General features: G+C 62.5%; 16 protein-coding genes. 13 read left to right on the top strand and 3 right to left on the bottom strand.

Annotated features, from left to right (window positions below; all coding sequences use genetic code 11):
- The first annotated feature begins 235 nt into the window (after window positions 1-235).
- From thrS to OKC44_RS09160, 13 genes are all read left to right on the top strand, one after another.
- Window positions 236-2164 (top strand): threonine--tRNA ligase, encoded by a 1929-nt coding sequence (gene thrS / locus OKC44_RS09100; RefSeq protein WP_011706169.1) that lies wholly within the window; start codon window positions 236-238, stop codon window positions 2162-2164.
- Between the two features lie 21 nt (window positions 2165-2185).
- Window positions 2186-2716 (top strand): translation initiation factor IF-3, encoded by a 531-nt coding sequence (gene infC / locus OKC44_RS09105; protein ID WP_208021905.1) that lies wholly within the window; start codon window positions 2186-2188, stop codon window positions 2714-2716.
- Window positions 2717-2802: 86 nt separating this feature from the next.
- Window positions 2803-3000, top strand: a complete 198-nt coding sequence (gene rpmI, locus OKC44_RS09110) for a 50S ribosomal protein L35 (RefSeq protein ID WP_005300673.1) — start codon at window positions 2803-2805, stop codon at window positions 2998-3000.
- 15 nt (window positions 3001-3015) lie between these two features.
- Window positions 3016-3372, top strand: coding sequence for a 50S ribosomal protein L20 (rplT, locus tag OKC44_RS09115; protein ID WP_005300683.1), 357 nt, complete (start codon window positions 3016-3018; stop codon window positions 3370-3372).
- A gap of 316 nt (window positions 3373-3688) precedes the next feature.
- Window positions 3689-4672 (top strand): phenylalanine--tRNA ligase subunit alpha, encoded by a 984-nt coding sequence (pheS, locus tag OKC44_RS09120; protein WP_016350663.1) that lies wholly within the window; start codon window positions 3689-3691, stop codon window positions 4670-4672.
- Window positions 4673-4684: 12 nt separating this feature from the next.
- Window positions 4685-7084: a phenylalanine--tRNA ligase subunit beta gene (gene pheT, locus OKC44_RS09125; protein WP_270812384.1), complete on the top strand. Its 2400-nt coding sequence runs from the start codon at window positions 4685-4687 to the stop codon at window positions 7082-7084.
- A 3-nt stretch (window positions 7085-7087) separates the two neighbouring features.
- A complete protein-coding gene (gene ihfA / locus OKC44_RS09130) occupies window positions 7088-7384 on the top strand; it encodes an integration host factor subunit alpha (RefSeq protein ID WP_005300715.1) in 297 nt (98 codons plus the stop codon).
- A gap of 54 nt (window positions 7385-7438) precedes the next feature.
- Window positions 7439-11398, top strand: a complete 3960-nt coding sequence (locus OKC44_RS09135; RefSeq protein WP_270812737.1) for an ATP-binding protein — start codon at window positions 7439-7441, stop codon at window positions 11396-11398.
- Between the two features lies 1 nt (window position 11399).
- Window positions 11400-12647, top strand: a complete 1248-nt coding sequence (locus OKC44_RS09140) for a response regulator (RefSeq protein WP_241870687.1) — start codon at window positions 11400-11402, stop codon at window positions 12645-12647.
- Window positions 12648-12650: 3 nt separating this feature from the next.
- Complete coding sequence (locus OKC44_RS09145) at window positions 12651-13250, top strand: GNAT family N-acetyltransferase (RefSeq protein WP_017410122.1); 600 nt, start codon at window positions 12651-12653, stop codon at window positions 13248-13250.
- Window positions 13251-13334: 84 nt separating this feature from the next.
- Window positions 13335-14108, top strand: a complete 774-nt coding sequence (gene cobB, locus OKC44_RS09150) for a Sir2 family NAD+-dependent deacetylase (RefSeq protein ID WP_270812386.1) — start codon at window positions 13335-13337, stop codon at window positions 14106-14108.
- 89 nt (window positions 14109-14197) lie between these two features.
- The gene (locus OKC44_RS09155) at window positions 14198-14674 is read left to right on the top strand and encodes a hypothetical protein (RefSeq protein WP_270812389.1); all 477 of its coding nucleotides are present in this window, start codon (window positions 14198-14200) and stop codon (window positions 14672-14674) included.
- On the top strand, window positions 14674-16323 hold the full coding sequence (locus tag OKC44_RS09160; RefSeq protein ID WP_270812392.1) for a GGDEF domain-containing protein: 1650 nt from the start codon (window positions 14674-14676) through the stop codon (window positions 16321-16323). The genes OKC44_RS09155 and OKC44_RS09160 overlap by 1 nt, the downstream gene beginning before the upstream one ends.
- Before the next feature lie 95 nt (window positions 16324-16418).
- Here the strand turns inward: OKC44_RS09160 and OKC44_RS09165 are convergent, their stop codons facing one another.
- The 3 genes from OKC44_RS09165 to rbsB form a co-directional block, all read right to left on the bottom strand.
- Entirely contained in the window at window positions 16419-17423 is a 1005-nt protein-coding gene (locus OKC44_RS09165; RefSeq protein ID WP_270812395.1) for a substrate-binding domain-containing protein, read from the bottom strand.
- Window positions 17423-18355 (bottom strand): ribokinase, encoded by a 933-nt coding sequence (gene rbsK, locus OKC44_RS09170; protein WP_139749321.1) that lies wholly within the window; start codon window positions 18353-18355, stop codon window positions 17423-17425. Before rbsK ends, OKC44_RS09165 begins: the two co-directional genes overlap by 1 nt.
- Window positions 18356-18461: 106 nt before the next feature.
- A complete protein-coding gene (gene rbsB, locus OKC44_RS09175) occupies window positions 18462-19337 on the bottom strand; it encodes a ribose ABC transporter substrate-binding protein RbsB (RefSeq protein WP_010634030.1) in 876 nt (291 codons plus the stop codon).
- Window positions 19338-19348: the final 11 nt, after the last annotated feature.

Below are 19348 nucleotides of genomic sequence, written 5' to 3' on the forward strand. Positions count from 1 at the left end.
TGCCAAGCACTTCATCTGACTGTAGAAAATCTCAGCAAACCCGATACAGCCCCGTCTACTTCTGGTAGCATGGTCCGGTTTTTGGTTTGTCTTGCGACGTTGAACGGGTTGTTTGCGTCGCGGGGCGCCTTCGCAAAGTGCTGTGGAGAGCCAGAACATCACCCATTTTTGAATGAATCTTTCCATCCCGCATGTGCCCTTTGGTAGGGGGCACCACTGTATAAGGAAACACACAATGCCAATCATTACTCTGCCTGATGGCAGCCAACGTCAATTTGCCCACGCCGTTTCCGTCATGGATGTGGCCGCGGACATCGGTCCCGGTCTCGCCAAGGCGTGCATTGCCGGTCGGGTAAACGGTGAACTGGTGGATGCCTGCGAGCTGATCGAAGCCGATGCCTCCCTGGCCATCATCACCGCCAAAGACGAAGAAGGTCTGGACATCCTGCGCCACTCCTGTGCTCACCTGCTGGGTCATGCCATCAAGCAACTCTGGCCCCAGACCAAGATGGCCATCGGTCCCGTCATCGACAACGGTTTCTACTACGATATCGATCTCGATCGCACCCTGACCGACGAAGATCTGGCTGCGCTGGAAGAGCGCATGCTGGCGCTGGCCGCCAAGGATTACGACGTGATCAAGAAGAAGGTCTCTTGGCAGGAAGCACGCGACGTGTTCGAAGCCCGTGGCGAGACCTACAAGGTCGAGATCCTGGATCAGAACATTGCCCGTGATGACCAGCCCGGTCTGTATCATCACGAAGAGTACATCGACATGTGTCGCGGCCCGCACGTGCCCAACATGCGTCACTGCCACCACTTCAAGTTGCAGAAGATGTCCGGCGCCTACTGGCGCGGCGACTCCAATAACAAGATGCTGCAGCGCATCTACGGCACCGCCTGGGCCGACAAGAAGCAGCTCAAGTCTTACCTGCAGCGCCTCGAAGAGGCCGCCAAGCGCGACCACCGCAAGATCGGCAAGCAGCTCGACCTGTATCACATGCAGGAAGAAGCGCCCGGCATGGTGTTCTGGCACAACGATGGCTGGACTATCTTCCGCGAGCTGGAAACCTTCATCCGCGGCAAGCTCAAAGAGTACGACTATCAGGAGGTGAAAGGCCCCTTCATGATGGATCGCGTGCTGTGGGAGCGTTCAGGTCACTGGGAGAAATACGCCCAGGCCATGTTCACCACCCAGTCCGAGAACCGCGAGTACGCCATCAAGCCGATGAACTGCCCGGGTCACGTGCAGATCTTCAACCAGGGTCTGAAATCCTACCGCGATCTGCCGTTGCGCATGGCCGAGTTTGGCTCCTGCCACCGCAACGAGCCGTCCGGCTCCCTGCACGGTTTGATGCGGGTACGTGGTTTTACCCAGGATGATGCACACATCTTCTGTACCGAAGAGCAGATCATGGAAGAGGTGTCGGCCTGTATTCGCATGGTCTACGACGTCTATGGCACCTTCGGCTTCGAGAATATCGTGGTCAAGCTCTCCACTCGTCCGGAACAGCGTATCGGCTCCGATGAAGCCTGGGATCGTGCCGAGGCCGCGTTGGCCGAAGCCCTGGTGCTGAACGGCCTGAAGTACGATCTGCAGCCGGGTGAGGGGGCTTTCTACGGTCCCAAGATCGAATTTACCCTGCACGATTGCCTTGATCGTGCGTGGCAATGTGGTACCGTGCAGCTCGATTTTGCCCTGCCGGGCCGTCTGGGCGCCACCTACGTGGGTGAAGACAACGAACGTCATGTTCCCGTGATGATCCACCGCGCCATTCTGGGCTCGCTGGAGCGTTTCATCGGGATCCTGACCGAAGAGTACGCCGGACTGTTCCCGACCTGGCTGGCACCGACCCAAGCCGTGGTCATGAATATCACCGACAATCAGGCCGATTATGCAGTGAAAGTAGCCAAAGCATTGAATGATGCGGGCCTTCGCGCAAAAGCGGACTTGAGAAATGAGAAGATTGGCTTTAAAATCCGCGAGCATACTTTGAAGCGAGTACCCTTCATGCTGGTCTGCGGCGATAAAGAAGTAGAAGCCGGCAAGATTGCAGTGCGTACTCGTAAAGGGGCTGACCTGGGCACTTATCCTGTTGAAGAGCTGATTGCTCTGTTGACCCAGGAAGTTCAGACCCGCGGACAAAAGAAAGTGGAGGAATAAGCTATAAAAGGCGGAAAAAAACTGGGCAAGCAACCGCAAGCCCGCGCTCACCGGATCAACGAAGAGATCCGTCTGAAAGAAGTTCGTCTGACTGGTCTGGATGGTGAAGCCATTGGCATCACCTCCATCCAGGATGCCTTGAACTTGGCCCTTGAGGCCGGAGTGGATCTGGTCGAGATCAGTCCGAACGCTGAGCCGCCCGTTTGCCGGATCATGGATTACGGCAAATTCCTCTACGAAAAGAGCAAGACCACCAAAGAACAGAAGAAAAAGCAGAAAGTCGTCCAGGTCAAGGAAATCAAATTCCGTCCTGGCACCGACGAAGGCGACTATCAGGTAAAACTACGCAACCTGGTTCGCTTTCTGGAAGACGGGGACAAGGCAAAGGTCACCCTGCGCTTCCGTGGTCGTGAAATGGCCCACCAGGAACTTGGTATCAAGGTTCTGGAGCGCGTCAAGAACGATCTGGAAGAGCTGGCCGTAGTCGAATCGTTCCCGAAAGTCGAAGGCCGTCAAGCTGTGATGGTCCTCGCACCTAAGAAGAAATCTTAAGGCCCACAAGAAATTGACTCATGGGGCCATCCCCATGAGTCGGTTCGCCTTGCGATTTTGTTGTCACTCACAATGCGGAGTATGAAATGCCGAAGATGAAAACCAACCGGGGCGCCGCAAAGCGCTTCAAGAAGACTGGCTCAGGTCGCTTCAAGTGCAAGCACAACCACCTGCGTCACATCCTGACCAAGAAGAGCAGTAAGCGTAAGCGTCAGCTGGGACCGAAGTTCTTTGTTTCCGCTGCCGACCACAAACGTGTTGTCGCTTGTCTGCCGTACGCATAAGGGGGGATGTGAAAAATGCCAAGAGTTAAACGTGGTGTGACCGCTCGCGCTCGTCACAAGAAAGTAATGAAAGCCGCCAAGGGTTACTACGGCGCCCGTTCCCGTGTCTACCGCGTAGCGGTACAAGCGGTAACCAAAGCTGGTCAGTATGCCTACCGTGACCGTCGCCAGAAAAAGCGTCAGTTCCGTCAACTGTGGATTGCTCGTATCAACGCAGCAGCCCGTCAGAACGGTCTGTCCTACAGCCGTCTGATCAACGGTCTGAAGAAGGCTTCCATCGAGATCGATCGCAAGATCCTGTCCGATATCGCCGTTCACGACAAGCTGGCTTTCACCGCCCTGGTTGAAAAGGCCAAAGCAGCTCTGGTCTAATCCGGTTCTGTTATAAATGCTAAAAGGAGGCTCAGGCCTCCTTTTTTGTTGTCTGTCATTTGTCGCTTGCAGACGGTGACGACTCGACCATCATGATAGCTAGGCATATGGCTTCATATGCCATCAAACTAAAATTGTGTAGCCAATCGCAAAGAAGAAGCCGGTCCGGCTCGAAGCCCTACTTGATAACAAAATGATTTCTAGGGAGAAAAGGGCACCTTAACTATGGTCAGTGAAGGGGCTTTTTTTGTATTATTCCCCTCTTGACCTTATTTAGCCTAAAGGCTCCTGTACCGGGAGTGGTGACGAGGAAGACATGCAACAGCTTGAAGAAGTAGTCGGCCAAGCCAGGGCCGAAATTGAGGGCGTAAGCGACATCGCCGCCCTTGACGAAATCCGGGTCAAATATCTGGGTAAAAAAGGCTTTTTTACCGAGCAGATGAAGGGCCTGGGCGCCCTGTCCGCTGAAGAGCGTCCCGCCGCGGGCGCCGTGATCAACCAGGCCAAACAGCAGGTTCAGGATGCCCTGAACGAGCGTCGTGAAGCCCTCGAAGTCGCCGTGCTCAACCAGAAGCTGGCCGCCGAGACCATCGACGTCAGCCTGCCGGGCCGCCGTATCGAGAATGGCGGTCTGCACCCGGTGACCCGCACCATCGAGCGCATCGAGCGCCTGTTTGGCGAAATGGGTTTCAAGGTTGCCCGTGGTCCCGAGATTGAAGATGGCTTCCACAACTTCGATGCGCTGAACATCCCGGCGCATCACCCGGCGCGTACCGATCACGATACCTTCTACTTCAATCCTGATCTGATGCTGCGTACTCACACCTCCGGTGTGCAGATCCGCACCATGGAACATCAGCAGCCGCCGATCCGCATCATAGCGCCGGGCCGTGTCTATCGTAACGACTACGACATGACCCACACCCCGATGTTCCACCAGGTCGAAGGCCTGCTGGTCGACGAGCATGCCAGCTTCACCGAGCTGAAAGGGATCCTGCACGATTTCCTGCGCAACTACTTCGAGGAAGACCTGACCATCCGTTTCCGTCCTTCCTACTTCCCGTTCACCGAGCCGAGCGCCGAAGTGGACGTGATGGGCAAGAACGGCAAGTGGCTGGAAGTGCTGGGCTGCGGCATGGTGCATCCGAACGTGCTGCGTTCGGTCGGCATCGATCCGGAAAAATACTCCGGCTTTGCCTTCGGCATGGGCGTTGAGCGCCTGACCATGCTGCGTTACGGGGTCAACGACCTGCGTGCCTTCTTCGAAAACGACCTGCGCTTCCTCAAGCAGTTCAAGTAAGGGCGAGAGAACATGAAATTCAGTAAATCCTGGGTGATGGAGTGGGTCCGCACCGAGTTGAGTGACAACGCACTGGCCGAGCAGATCACTATGGCCGGTCTGGAAGTGGACGCCGTGGAAGCGGTGGCCGGCCAGTTCAACAACGTGGTGGTGGGCGAAGTGGTCGAGTGCGCCCAGCACCCGGACGCCGACAAGCTGCGGGTGACCAAGGTCAACGTGGGCGAGGCCGAGCTGCTGGACATCGTCTGCGGTGCGCCGAACTGCCGTCAGGGCCTCAAAGTGTGCGTGGCCAAGGTCGGGGCGACCCTGCCGGGTGATTTCACCATCAAGAAAGCCAAGCTGCGCGGCCAGCCGTCTCACGGCATGCTCTGCTCCTTCAGCGAGCTGGGGATCGACGTCGAGGCTGATGGCATCATCGAGCTGCCGCTGGATGCGCCTATCGGGACCGATATCCGTGAATACCTCGCGCTCAACGACGTCAGCATCGATGTGGATCTGACCCCGAACCGTGCCGATTGCCTCGGCATCGCGGGTCTGGCTCGTGAAATTGGCGTGCTCAACAGCGTGGACGTGGTCGAGCCGACCTGGGTGCCAGCCGTTGCCACCATTGATGCAACTTTCCCGATCCGGGTTGAAGCGCCGGCAGATTGCCCCCGTTATCTGGGCCGTGTCATCAAGGGGCTGAACCTGCACGCCCAGAGCCCGCTCTGGATGCAGGAGAAGCTGCGCCGTGGCGGCATTCGTTCCATCGACGCCATCGTTGACATCACCAACTACCTGCTGCTGGAATACGGCCAGCCGATGCACGCCTTCGACCTGGCGACGCTCGAAGGGGAACTGGTGGTGCGTCGCGCCAAGGCCGACGAGCCCATGACCCTGCTTGACGGCAACGAGGTGAAGCTCAAAGAGACCACGCTCGTGATTGCCGATGCCAAAGGCCCTGCCTGCATGGCCGGCATCTTCGGCGGCGATCGCACCGGCGTTTCCGAGACCACTACCGACATCCTGCTGGAGTGCGCCTTCTTCGCACCGCTCTCCATCACCGGCCGTGCCCGTGCCTACGGTCTGCACACCGACTCCTCCCATCGCTTCGAGCGCGGGGTGGATCCGGAGCTGCAGGCCAAGGTGATGGATCGTGCCACTCGTCTGCTGCTGGACATTTGTGGCGGAGAGTGCGGCGGTGAAGCCGGTCCGGTCATCGAGGTCAAATCCGATGCCCATCTGCCCAAAGCGGCCCCCATCAAGCTGCGTCGTGCCAAACTCGACAAGGTGATCGGCATCAGCGTGGCCGATGCCCAAGTGGTCGAGATCCTGACTCGCCTCGGCATGCAGGTAACCGTTGAAGCCGACGGCTGGACCGCACTGGCCCCCTCCTGGCGTTTCGACATCGCCATCGAGGAAGACCTCATCGAGGAAGTGGCTCGCATCTACGGCTACAACAACATCCCGAACCTCAAACCAGCCGCCTCTCTGGCGATGGTGGAGCAGGCAGAAGGGCAGGTGACCTTGAAGCGGGTGCGCGACCTGCTGGTTGATCGCGGCTTCCAGGAAGCGATCACCTACAGCTTCGTCGATCCCAAGGCTCAGCAGACCCTGTTCCCGCAGAGCGATGTCATCGTGCTGCCAAACCCTATCTCGGTCGAGATGTCCGCCATGCGCGTCTCTCTGTTCCCGGGTCTGGTGCAGGCCGTGGTTTACAACCAGAACCGCCAGCAGCCGCGGGTGCGCCTGTTCGAGCAGGGTCTGCGCTTCATCAAGGACGAGAATGCCGAGAACGGCATCCGTCAGGAGCCCATGCTGGCCGGCATCATCACCGGCAACCAGAGCGACGAGCACTGGGATATCAAGAGCCGCGCTGCCGACTTCTTTGATTTGAAAGGGGATCTGGAAGCGGTGCTGGATCTGACCGCCGAAGGGGCCACCTTCACCTTCGAGCGTGCCGAGCACAGTGCCCTGCACCCGGGTCAGAGCGCGGCCATCCTGCGCAATGGCGTGGTGATCGGCCACATCGGCGTGATCCATCCGAGCCTCGAGAAGAAGCTGGGTCTGAAGAGCCGCGCCGTGATGTTCGAGCTGGAGCTGGACAAGCTGACCCCGGCCAAGGTGCCGGTTGCTGCCGAGGTTTCCAAGTTCCCTGCCAACCGTCGTGACATTGCCGTGGTGGTTGATCGTCAGGTCCTGGCCGGTGATGTCCTCGCAGTAATTAAAAAAGTTGGCGGAAATCAGGTAGTTGGAATAAACTTGTTTGACGTATACCAGGGTGCTGGCATGGCAGAGGACAAGAAGAGCCTGGCCATCAGTCTTGTTCTGCAAGACACCCAGCGCACTCTGGAGGAGAAAGAGATTGCCGAGACCGTAGACAATGTCGTGCGGGCCCTTGGTGAAGAGTTGAATGCATCCTTGAGGGATTGATCTATGGCGCTTACCAAAGCCGACATTGCAGAGCACCTGTTCACCCAGCTCGGGATGAGCAAGCGTGAAGCCAAAGATATGGTGGAAGCCTTCTTTGAAGAGATCAGACAAGCGCTTGAGCGTGGTGAACAAGTCAAGATTTCAGGCTTCGGTAACTTTGATCTTCGTGAGAAGAACCAGCGTCCTGGACGTAACCCGAAAACCGGCGAAGATATTCCTATCAGCGCCCGACGGGTGGTCACCTTCCGCCCTGGTCAGAAGCTCAAGGCCAGGGTCGAAAATGTTGAGCCCAACGAGTGACAAAAAGCCAGGCAACCGCCTGGCTTTTATTTTTTCATGAGAAAAACCAGCCTATTGCTAGGCCTGCTGCTGGCTACGCCACTGCAGGCGATGGATCTACCCCTCTCCACGGCGGCCAAGGCGTATGCCAATGCCACCAAGTCGCTGACCATCTGTTATCCGGCGCTGATCCGGCCGCCTTATCTCGAGGAATCGGGAGGCTTGCTGATCGATCAGATGGAGCGGTTGGCAGAACAGCTCCCTTTTCCGCTCCTGCACGAGAAGCTGCCCAACTGGTCGGCAGTGCAGCGCGGCTTGCAGGAGGGGCGCTGCGATCTCATTCCCAATGTCGGCCCTTCGTTGCAGGCCCTGCCGGGCATGGCGCTCAGTCGTGCCATGCTGGAGGCCGAATCCGCCATCCTCTATCGTGGCGATCTGGAGCGGGCAACCTTCCTGGTATCCCCCATCTGGCAGGCGAACGAGGTGTTGCGGGCACTTTATCCCCGCTCAACCCAGTTGCCCCTGACCGAGGCGGACAACTGGTACGCGGCGCTGGCGGCCGGCAAGGGGACCGCCTACCTCGGTGACTATCTGCAACTGCGCTACCTGATGCGGGAATATCCGGATCAGGGGCTGCGGCTGCGCCGCCTGCGCAGTGATGAACTGGTGGTGAGCTACCGGCTGATGATGCGCGACCAGCCCGAACTGCGCGAGCTCATCGATACCGCCATCCGTTATCTGCCGCCCGGTGCCCTCTACAAGGATCTAGATCGCTATCTGGCGCAGGGGGAGCAGGACATCAACCCGCTTCACTTCACCGACAAGGAACAGGCCTGGCTGGTTGGCACCTCCCGTGCCATCAAGCTGGTCGTCAACCCGGATTTCATGCCCTACAGCGGTCTCGACGAGCAGGGGGAGCTCAAGGGGTGGAGCGCCGACGTACTGCGGCAGGTGAGCCAGCAGACCGGCCTCAACTTCCACGTGATCCCCACCGCCAGCAAGGAAGAGGCGCTGGCCAAGCTGCGCAGCGGTGAGGCGGACATGATGGCCGGCCTGCTGGAAACGCCGGCGCTGACCGCTGCCTTCGATTTCACCCGCATCATGGCGCTCAATCGCTATGCCCTGGTCAGTCGCAAGGCGAAATCGTTCGACACGCTGGCGGCGGTGAAGGGTGACCTAGTGGTGCCCGCCACCCTCTATGACGAAGCGATGCTGGCCCGGCTGGATGGCGAACATCATTGGCGCAAAAGCGACACCCTGGCGCAGGGGCTTGCGGCGGTGCAAAGTGGCGAGGCTGACGCCATGCTGGCCGAGCTCTACCAGCTGCAATACCCGCTTCGCAACAACCAGCTGGACGGACTGGATATCAGGGAGCTACCTCAACGCTTCGGGCTGGGGTTTGCCATCAGCCATCACAGCCCGCGACTCAGCGGGGTGATGGAGCAGAGCCTGATGGCCTTCACCAGCAGGCAGAATGACGATCTCAATCAGCGCTGGCGCCGGCTGGTGCTGACCCAGCAAGCCGGGGTCAGCTACGGGATCTGGCTGGGGTCGGTGTCGCTGGCGCTGTTGATCAGTGCCGGCGTCATCTGGCTGATCTGGCGCTCCCGCCAGCAGCTGGCCCGGGAAGTGAGCCAGCGTCAGGAGATGGAGCAGACCCTGGCGCTGGAGAGCCAGTTCAGGGAGTCGCTGTTCCAGGCGCTGCCGGTGCCGGTGTTTCTGCGGGACAACCAGGGCGAGATCATCAAGCGCAACAAGCAGGCCAAACGGCTGGAGGCGCGCTACCTGGCCGAGCTGCACCTGCCAGAGGCCCAGTTGCAGGGGGGCGAGGGGGAGATGGCCCTGGGCGATCAGGTCTACTCCTATGCCCAGATCCCGCTTCAGCTTGGCAAGCAGTCGCCGGCGGGGGATCTCATCGCGCTCTCCAACATCAGCGCCCTGCGTGAGCGCACCCGCTTGCTGCGCCAGGCCGAGCGCCGCCTGCGGGCATTGACCAATACGGTGCCCGGGGTGGTGATCCAGTTCCTGCTGCAGCGAGAAGGCATCGCCCAGGTAGAGTTCATCAGCCGTGGCAGCTACGAGCTGCTGGGGCTGGCCAGCCAGCAGATCCGCCGCAATCCCGGTCAGGCGCTGGGCCGGCTGGATCAACATGACAGGCGCAAGATGAAGGCCCCTATGCTGGAGATGCTGCAGGCCGGTCAGCCTTTTTCCTACGCGCTGCGCTATGAGCACCCGGGCAAGGGCACCCGCTGGCTGCAGTTCTACGGCCGGGGGCGCAGCCAGTCCGAGCAGGGTTGGCGGGTGTACGGGGTGGTGCAGGATGTCACGACCCGGGTCGAGCAGGAGCAGGCGCTGCAGGCCTCCCACGAGCGGGCCGAGCAGGCGGTGCTGGCCAAGGGGCGTTTCCTCGCGGCGGTGAGCCACGAAATTCGTACCCCCATGAACGCCATTCTGGGGTTGCTGGAGTGGCTCAGCCACACCTCCCTCAATGCCGAGCAGCGCTCGGCACTGGCCCACGTCCGCCAGGCGGGGGACGAGCTGCTGGGCCTGCTCAACGACGTGCTGGACTTCAGTCGCAACGAGAACCGGCAGCTGGCGCTCTCGCTGCAGCCCACCGATCTGGTGGATTTGTGCGAGCACGTGGCGGCCGTGCACTGGTCCAAGGCCCGCTCCAAGCGGTTGCAGTTGCGGCTGGATCTCGATCATCGATTGCCCGCCCAGGTGGAGCTGGATCCCCATCGGGTGCAGCAGGTGCTGCACAACCTGCTGGCCAATGCCATCAAGTTCAGCTCCCGTGGCGAGGTGGTGCTGTGGGCCCGCCGCGCTGGCTCCCAGCTGTTGTGCGGAGTGGACGACGAGGGGCCCGGCATCAGTGCCGAGCTGCTGCCGCGGCTGTTCCTGCCCTTTGAGCAGGGCGGGGAGGCGGGTCAGCCGCGGGCCCAGGGCACCGGGCTCGGACTTGCCATCTGTCGCCAGCTGATGGAGCAGATGGGTGGCGAGATCCGGGTCGAGCCGCGGCCGACCGGCGGCAGCCGTTTCCTCTGTGCGCTGCCACTGGTGTTGCTGCAGGAGATGCCGCGCTGGCGGCCAAGGGTGGCCAGCGTGCATGTGCAACTCGGCGAGGCGGAGCGGGACTATCTGCTGCCCTGGCTGGGCGAACTGGATTTGCAGGACGATCCGGCCGGCCCGGTATTGAGCGTCCGGCTGGATGAGCAGGGGCTGCGCTACTGGGACTGGCAGGGGGAACCCTGGGTGCCGGGCTCGGTGGTGAGTCTGATGCAGCCAAGGCTGGTGCCCTCTAGCCAGGGCATGATCACGCTGCCGGGGCAGGGGATGCGGGTGCTGCTGGTTGAAGATCACGAGGTGAACCGGGTGTTGATCAGCATGCAGCTGACCCAGCTGGGGGCCAAGGTGATCAGCGCCGCCAACGGCCAGCTGGCGCTCGACATCCTGCAGCATGAAACGGTCGATCTGGTGTTGACCGACCTGCAGATGCCGGTGATGGACGGGGCCGAGCTCTGCCGCCAGCTGCGGGACTCGCCGCGCTGGCAGCATCTGCCCACCTACGTCATCACCGCCGATCTCAGCGAGCAGGCGGCGGCGCAGCTGACCAGCTGTGGTTGTCGCGGTCATCTGGACAAGCCGCTGCTGCTCAAAGACCTGGCCAATCTGCTGCGCGGCCTGGGCGAGCCCGACCAGGCACCGGCATCCGAGCCGCCCCCTCAAAGCGGCGTATCGGCAGAAGGGGAGGTCTGGGCAGCGCAGGAGGTGTCGCTGCTGGCGCCAGAGCTTATCCCGCTCTATCTGGATGCGACCGGGCAGGATCTGGCCGACATTGAGCGCTGCGTCACACAAGGGGACGAGATGGCGCTTGAAGCCGCTTTACACAAGATGAAGGGGGCCGCCAAAATGGTGGGAGCCACCCCGCTTGTTCAGGTGATCGAGCAGTGGAAACGGGATCCACGGCAACCCCTGCTACCCCCGCTGCGGCAAGCTCTGGATGAGGTGTGCCGGCGACTACGTGAGAGGCTCTGACATGATCATCACAGATGAAGAGTTACTGGCGTTGCTGAACTCGGAAGAGACGGACGAGCGCCTGTTCCACCCCGTGACCATCTACGCCCTGGACGGGGTCGCCTATCGAACGGCAAAGGCCGTCGAGCTACCCGAGTTTGCCACCTTGCGCCGTACCCGCCCCGATGCCTGCTGGCAGTGGGAAGGGCTGTTTGCCGCCGGTGCCATCGCCCTGTTCGATCCCGACTCCCATGTGGGGGCTGACTATCTGCCGCAGCTGACGGCGCAGGCCGAGGGTGTCTATCGCCTCACCGATGACTGGCTGGCGGGGGTCAATGGTCGCTACCTGGCGTGGCAGGAGTGGCTGGCCCAGACCCAGGTGCTGTTGCTGGAGGATCACCCGTTTCAGGGGGCCCATATCCAGCAGGAGATCAAGGGGCTGGGGGTGCCCTGTCAGTGGGTGCAGGATGGCAACGCCTGCATCAAGGCGCTGGCCGGCGGCGAGGTGAAGCTGCTGGTGAGCGATCTCAGTCTGGTGGAGCAGGATGCCATCAGCCTGCTGATGAGCCAGCCCCAATACCAGCACAGTGGCTTGCCCATCGTGCTGCTCTCGGCCCACGATCAGACCCTGATCGACGGCGCCCGCCGCCTGCTGCACGACGCCGGTTTCAACGTGCTGGCCGCCCTGGCCAAGCCGCTGCTGGCCGACGATCTGCTGCGGCTGCTCAAGACGCTCTATCTGGGGCCGCAGCGCCAACGCCGGTTGAGCGGCCTGCGCCGTACCATCCGCACCTGGCAGGGAGAAGAGAAAGGGCTGCTCGGGCTCTTGTCCGATCCCCCGTCGCCCTTGCCCATCTGGCTGGCGGTGACCGGCTTGCCGCCGCGCTGGGAGCGGGTGCGCGAGTGGCTGGTCCAGCAGGGCAGGGAGCCCGGCGAGCTCACCCTGCTCATCCACCGGCGCGACCACCTGCTGAGCCAGGCGGAGCGTTTTGCCCTGGTGCTGCAGGCCAGTCTGGCGGGGGCCAAGCTGGCACTGCTGCTGGACAACGATCAGCACATGCCGTTCGACTTGCTGGAGCGGATGCCGCTGCAGCACCTGCTGCTGGGACAGAGTCTGCTGCCTGGCCTGGAAGCCATGACCCCGGACTCCCTGCTGGGGCGCTTCATCAACCGGGCCAGGGAGCTCGGGATTGCCCTCTATCTGGACGATCCCTTCAACCTGCTGGACAGCAATCTGTGGCGCGATCAGGGCGTGGCGGGGCGCTGGTAGACGGTGGCCCGCTATCTCTGCTGGCCACCGGACGAGGCCCGCTTGCGGCGCGCCCTCGCCGGCTGGCTGCATCCTCATTCGCGGGCTGCCCTGCCGCTGATGATGGAGGTGGGGGGCATTCCCTGCCGCTTGCAGGAGCTGGCGGGGGCCGATCCCGAGCGGATCAGGGCCGCCTATGGCGAGCTCAGCGAACAGAGTGTCTACCTGCGTTTCATGCGCGCCAAGCAGATCCCGAGTGACGAGCAGCTCGCCTTCTTCCTCGATTACCCCAAGGAGCAGCAGATCGGGCTGCTGCTGACCGACGGTCAGGGGCGACCGCTGGCCCAGGCCCAGTCCATCCGGCGGCGACTGCACCCGGATCGGGCCGAGTTCTCCTGCATCGTTGCCGATCACTTCCAGCACCGGGGCGCAGGGCGGCGCATCCTGCTGGCGCTGGCCTTGCTGGCGCGCGCCGAAGGCATTCGCGAGTGGACGGCGGAGGTGCTGCCCCAGAATCGCCCCATGCTGGCGCTGTTGCGCGGGCTGGGCTTGCCGCTCACCCTGGTGACAGGGCGGGAGCTGGTGTTCGTGCGACTCGATCTGAGCGTGCTCGACACCCTGTAACCGCGTCATAAGACCAAGGGCGAATAGGCCGGTTTTTCACCCTGTGCTAAGGTCAGCCAGAGAGGTCGTCAGAGGGAGTCAGTCATGGTGCAGTCAGCGAAACACATCGTCATTCTTACCGGTGCCGGGATCTCGGCCGAGTCGGGCATCAAGACCTTTCGTGCCTGTGACGGTCTGTGGGAAGAGCACAGGGTCGAAGACGTGGCAACGCCGGAGGGCTACGCACGGGATCCCGCCCTGGTACAGGGCTTTTACAACTCCCGCCGCCACCAGCTGCAGCAACCCCACATCCACCCCAATCCGGCCCACTATGCGCTGGCCCGGCTCGAGCGCCTGCTGCCGGGCTGCGTCACCCTGGTGACCCAGAACATCGACAACCTGCACGAGAGTGCCGGCAGCAAGAACCTCATTCACATGCACGGGGAGCTGCTCAAGGCGCGCTGCCCGGGCTCGGGCCAGGTGATCGAGTGGCGCGGCGATCTGCAGCAGGAGGAGCTGTGCACCTGCTGCCAGTTTCCCCAACCGCTGCGCCCGCACGTGGTCTGGTTCGGCGAGATGCCACTCGGGCTGGATCGCATCTACAGCGCGCTGGCCCAGTGCGATCTGTTCATCTCCATCGGCACCTCGGGCGCCGTCTATCCGGCAGCCGGTTTCGTGCACGAGGCGGGATTGAACGGGGCCCACACCATCGAGCTCAATCTCGAGCCGAGCGAAGTGGGCAGCCAGTTTGACGAGAAGCGCTACGGTCCGGCCTCGTTGCTGGTGCCGGCCTACGTGGATGAGCTGCTGCAAAGCTGCGGCGTCCACCAGCCGGCACAGATCGAGGGCCACAACTGGATGGAGATGCGCGGTTCCTGAGCTATTGTGCGACTGGACAGTTGCAATGAACCGGTGAAATCGCCACACTGGCAGCCACAAAAAATGGGACGCAGTTGGCGCAAATTACCATGACCGCAGTAAAGCAATGGATCGCTTTTTTTCTCCTGATGCTGGCCAGTGCCGGCGCATCGGCCTCGATCCCCCTGATGATCCTGGTGCTGCCAGGTGGCCAGCAAGTGGCCCTCGATGAGGCGGCCCTGTCCGCCCTGCCGCAGACCGAATTCACCACTACCACCCCCTGGACCCAGGGCGCCCACCACTATCGCGGGCCGACCCTGGCAGCCGTGCTGGCGGCGCAAGGGATCCTGGATGTCCGCAAGATCGCCGTTTCGGCCCTCAACGGCTATCAGCAGGTGGTGGATCTGGCCCTGTTCGCCGGCGTGCCGCTGACCCTGGTGCGCCAGGAGGACGGCAAGCTGCTGACCCGGCGCAACAAGGGCCCGCTCTGGCTGCTCATTCCGTTCACCTCCTATCCCAAGCTGGACGTGCCCGCCATCCACAACTGCATGGTGTGGCAGGTAACCCGCATCGAGATCGTCGATTGATGGGGCCATCCCGCCACAAACTGCTGTTGGTTGCGGTGTCGCTGCTGTTTCTGCTCTCCTCGGGCAGCAGCCTCTATCTGCAGCATCGCCAGGAGCAGCTGGTCGATACCTTCTACCGCAATATCCACTGGAACATCAGCCAGGTGATGCTGGAATCCCAGCGTTTCCTCTACGACCTGCAGCTCTATCGGGCCGGCCGGCTGGGGATGGAGACCCTGAGCCTCGATTACGATCTGCTGTGGAACCGGCTCGACATCTTTCTCATCAGCAGCGAAACCGCCGAGGCGCGCCAGCGGCATGGGCTCGGCAAGGCGCTGGCCGGATTGTTCGAGCAGATCAAGCAGCTCGAACCTCAGATGGAGGCCGGTGCCCTGCCCGAGGGGGCCGAGCTTGCCCGCTTGCAGGAGGCGATCGCCAGCCAGACCCGCCTCATCGAGCAGATTGGGGATCAGATCCTCTCCGGCCAGGAGCGGGAGCGTTCGGTCAGCCAGATCCGCAGCAGCCTGTTCTGGTTGCAGATCTGGCAATTGATCCTGCTGCTGACCGGTGGCGCCCTGGTGGCCGCCCTCATTCGCGCCAACCTGGCGAATCGCCGGCTCGCCCTGCTCGATCCCCTGACCCGGCTTGGCAACCGCCGCGCCCTGCAGGAGCAGCTCTCCCGTGCCCTGCATGCCGGCGAGGCGAGCGCCCTGGTGGTGCTCGATCTCAAGCGCTTCAAGCAGGTCAATGATCTGCTCGGCTATCAGGTCGGTGATCGGCTGTTGCAGACGGTGGCCGACAAGCTGCAGCAGGCCCACGGTGGCCACGCCTACCGGCTCGGTGGCGACGAGTTTGCGGTGGTGTTGACCCGAGCGGATGGCGCGCTGGAAACCCGCATTCATGAGCTGGTGAGCCTGCTCCATTTCGAGTTCGTGACCCGGGAGTGCAGCTTCGATCTGGCCTGTCGGCTCGGGGTGGCCAAGGCGCAGCAGCAAGATGCCGGCCGGCTGCTGGATCAGGCCATTCTGGCCCTCAATCAGGCCAAACGCAGCCAGGAGGGGGACATCTGCTGGTTTGAACCGGCCATGCTGCAACAGCTGCAGTTGAGCCAGCATCAGCTTCATCAGCTGCGGGGCTGGCTGGCCGGGCGCGAGCCTGCGCCGCTGCGAGTGGCGTTGCAGGGGTTGACGGACGGGCAGGGTAACGACCTGTGGCAAATGACACTCTACTGGCGTGAGCAGGGGGCGCCCTGTCCCATGCGCTGGCTGCAGGAGTGCGGCGTGCTGGGGCCCGTGCTGACCCGGTTGCTGCAAGCGCACGAGGCGCAGCATGCCGATGGGCGGGCGTTGTTGCTTCCGCTCGACAACCAGGCCCAGCTGGCCCATGTCGTGGCCTATCTGCCGGACGCCTCCCGCACACCGCGGGTGCTGCTGGTGCCGGCGCTGCAGCCTGATGCAGCCTTGCTGGCGGGATTGCGGCAGCAAGGCTGCACCCTGGCGCTCAGAGACATTGGCAGCGCCACCCCGGCCCAGCTGGCGGCCGGCTGGCCTGTCCGCTACTGGCTGCCAGATGATGCGGAACACAGCGAGCTGTTGCAGCCGCTGGCCCGGCGACTGGGGCTGGTGCAACTGCAGATGCTGGTGGGCAGTGAGGCAAGGCAGCTGGCCTGAGCACAAAGATCGGTATTGAACCGGCCAGAGACAAAACGCAGCAAGGCGACCCCAGGGTCGCCTTGCGCTTTTATTGCAGGTATTGCAGGCGAATGTCAGGGGCGGGGGGCGCAGGAATCCCTGATCACCAGGTCGGGGTCGACGGTGATCAGATGGTCCGCCACCGCCTCGCCATTGATACGCGCCAGCAGCCGGGTGACGGCGAGGCGACCCAGCTCCTCTTTCGGCTGATTGACGGTGGTGAGCGGCGGCGACATGAATTCGGCCAGCGCCACGTTGTCATAGCCGACGATGGAGAGATCGCGCGGGATCACCAGCCTCGCCTGATGAGCGGCGCTGATGGCCCCCATCGCCATCATGTCGTTGCAGACGAACAGCGCGCTGGGGCGCTCGGGCAGCGCCAGCAGGCGGGTCATCGCCTGGTGGCCGCTGGCGCAGTCGAAGTCACCCTCCTGGACCCACTGTGGGTTGACGGTGAGCCCGGCCTCCTGCATCGCCTGCTCGAAGCCCGCCTGACGCTGGTTGGCGGGGGCGCGGCTGTGGGGACCGGTGATGCAGCCGATGGCGGTGTGACCCAACCCCAGCAGGTGGCGGGTCGCCAGGTAGCCGCCGCGATGGGAGTTGTCGGCGATGAGGTCCACGTCGGCGCTCTCCATCCCCCAGTCCATCACCACCACTGGCAGGCTCTTGAGCCAGTCGAGCTGGTTGAACACCTCCTGCTGCCCCTCGCTGCACATGATGAGCAGGCCGTCGACCCGCTTGCGCAGCATCATCTTGAGGTAGGAGAGCGCCGTCTCGGCCTGCCCCTCGGTGTTGCCCAGCATCAGGTTGTAGCCCTGCTCGAAGCAGTAACGCTCCACCCCGCGCACCACCTCGGCGAAGAAGGGGTTGCTGGAGGTGGTGACCAGCATGCCGATGCTGTTGGTCTCCTTCACCTTGAGACTGCGGGCCACCAGGCTCGGGGCATAGTTGAGCTCGCGCATGGCACTGAAGACCCGCTCGCGGGTCTCCTCGGCGACGAAACGGGTCTCGTTGATGACGTGGGAGACGGTGGTGGTCGACACCCCCGCCAGCGCCGCCACCTCCTTGATATTGGCCATCAGTGCCCCTGCGCAGTCTGCTCAAGCAGGAAGGCGTCGACCTCCTGCTTGCTCGGGATGGAGCTCTGGGCACCAAACCGGGTGACGGAAAGCGCCGCGGCGCCGTGGGCAAAGCGCACGGCCGCGTCAAAGTCCGCGCCGGCGAGCTCGGCCGCCAGCAGGGCGCCGTTGAAGGTATCGCCGGCCGCCGTGGTGTCTACTGCTTTCACCCGAAAACCCGGAATGAGCGCTTGCTGCTGCCCCTTGCTGCAATAGACCCCTTGCGAGCCCAGGGTGATCATCACCTCTCCGATGCCCATCTGGTGGAAACGGACGGCAGCCTCGGCCGCGCTCGCCTCGTCGGTGACCTTGACGCCGGTCAGCAGCTCGGCTTCGGTCTGGTTGGGGGTGATGAGGTCGACCAGTGCCAGCAGTTCGCTTGAGAGCGGGCGAGCGGGGGCGGGGTTGAGCACCACCCGGGTGCCGTGGGCACGGGCCAGGCGGGCGGCTTCCAGCACGCTCTCCAGCGGCACTTCCAGCTGCAGCAGCAGGGTATGGGCGGCGGCGATCATCGCGTCATGGCTTTTCACCACGGCCGGGGTGAGGGCACCGTTGGCTTCGGCGGAGATGCCGATGCTGTTCTCCCCCTCATCGCTCACATAGATGATGGCGATGCCGGTCGGAAGCTTGGGGTCGAGTTCGACGGCGCTGACGTCGATGCCATCTTTGGCAAAGCCGGTCTTCATCTGGTGGCCGATGGCGTCATCGCCGATGCGGGCGATAAAGGAGACTTCGGCACCTAACCGAGCGGCGGCCACCGCCTGGTTGGCGCCCTTGCCACCGGGCACCACTTGATAGCTGTGGCCGGTCAGGGTTTCACCCGGGCGAGGAAAGTGGGGAACGCGCAGCACGTGGTCTGCATTGACACTGCCCAGAACGACGAGACGATTCATGTTGAGTACTCCTGATGCATCTTGGCATGGACACGAAAGCCGGATCCAGGCCGGGAGGCACCGTCAACCTTGAGTGAAAAGGGGGAGGCGAACCTCCCCCGTCAACTTACTTGCTGACCACTTGCAGCGGAACCGGGATGGATTTTTCCACCGGCTGGCCCTTGAGCACCTTGTCGGCGGTTTCCACGCCGATGGCGCCGATCAGTGCGGGCTGCTGGGCCACAGTGGCGGCCAGTTTACCCTTGGCCACGGCGGCCTTGCCATCGTCGGTGCCGTCGAAGCCGACGATCATCACCTCTTTGCCGGCGGCCTGCACGGCGCGGATGGCACCCAGCGCCATCTCGTCGTTCTGGGCGAACACCGCCTGCACGCTCGGGTGAGCGGCCAGCAGGTTCTCCATGACGTTCAGACCCTTGGTGCGGTCAAAGTCGGCGGGCTGGGAGGCCAGCACTTCCAGCTTGTTGGCGGCCACGGCCAGGGCAAAGCCTTCGCCGCGGTCACGGGCGGCGGAGGTACCGGCGATCCCTTCCAGCTGGATCACCTTGGCACCGGCACCCAGCTTCTGGGTGATGAAATCGCCGGCCAGTTTGCCACCTGCCACGTTGTCGGAGGCGATGTGGGCCTTGACGTCACCCTGCGCTGCGCCGCGGTCCAGGGTCAGCACCGGGATGTTGGCCTTGTTGGCCAAGCGGATGGCGTTGCCTACCGCTTCGGAATCGGTCGGGTTGATCAGGATGGCGTTGACCTTGCGCACGGTGAGATCTTCCATGTTGGAGAGCTCCTTGGCCGGGTCATTCTGGGAGTCCAGCACCACCAGCTCGTAGCCAAGCTCCTTGGCCTTGGCTTCGGCCCCTTCCTTCATGGTGACGAAGAAGGGGTTGTTGAGGGTGGAGACCACCATGGCCAGGGTGTGATCGGCGGCCTGGGCGGTGCCCAGCACGGACATGATGGCGGCAGCGAGCAGGGTATTGAGCTTTTTCATCATTTCATTCC

Source organism: Aeromonas sp. S41-2 (genome assembly GCF_027705845.1).
In the GTDB taxonomy this organism is placed as follows: domain Bacteria; phylum Pseudomonadota; class Gammaproteobacteria; order Enterobacterales; family Aeromonadaceae; genus Aeromonas; species Aeromonas hydrophila.

What these genes read in the sequence shown, in the direction of transcription:
- thrS (WP_011706169.1), top strand. Translation starts at nt 236, where the DNA reads ATGCCAATCATTACTCTGCCTGATGGCAGCCAACGTCAATTTGCCCAC.
- rpmI (WP_005300673.1), top strand. Translation starts at nt 2,803, where the DNA reads ATGCCGAAGATGAAAACCAACCGGGGCGCCGCAAAGCGCTTCAAGAAG.
- rplT (WP_005300683.1), top strand. Translation starts at nt 3,016, where the DNA reads ATGCCAAGAGTTAAACGTGGTGTGACCGCTCGCGCTCGTCACAAGAAA.
- pheS (WP_016350663.1), top strand. Translation starts at nt 3,689, where the DNA reads ATGCAACAGCTTGAAGAAGTAGTCGGCCAAGCCAGGGCCGAAATTGAG.
- pheT (WP_270812384.1), top strand. Translation starts at nt 4,685, where the DNA reads ATGAAATTCAGTAAATCCTGGGTGATGGAGTGGGTCCGCACCGAGTTG.
- ihfA (WP_005300715.1), top strand. Translation starts at nt 7,088, where the DNA reads ATGGCGCTTACCAAAGCCGACATTGCAGAGCACCTGTTCACCCAGCTC.
- OKC44_RS09140 (WP_241870687.1), top strand. Translation starts at nt 11,400, where the DNA reads ATGATCATCACAGATGAAGAGTTACTGGCGTTGCTGAACTCGGAAGAG.
- cobB (WP_270812386.1), top strand. Translation starts at nt 13,335, where the DNA reads ATGGTGCAGTCAGCGAAACACATCGTCATTCTTACCGGTGCCGGGATC.
- OKC44_RS09155 (WP_270812389.1), top strand. Translation starts at nt 14,198, where the DNA reads ATGACCGCAGTAAAGCAATGGATCGCTTTTTTTCTCCTGATGCTGGCC.
- OKC44_RS09160 (WP_270812392.1), top strand. Translation starts at nt 14,674, where the DNA reads ATGGGGCCATCCCGCCACAAACTGCTGTTGGTTGCGGTGTCGCTGCTG.
- OKC44_RS09165 (WP_270812395.1), bottom strand. Translation starts at nt 17,423, where the DNA reads ATGGCCAATATCAAGGAGGTGGCGGCGCTGGCGGGGGTGTCGACCACC.
- rbsK (WP_139749321.1), bottom strand. Translation starts at nt 18,355, where the DNA reads ATGAATCGTCTCGTCGTTCTGGGCAGTGTCAATGCAGACCACGTGCTG.
- rbsB (WP_010634030.1), bottom strand. Translation starts at nt 19,337, where the DNA reads ATGAAAAAGCTCAATACCCTGCTCGCTGCCGCCATCATGTCCGTGCTG.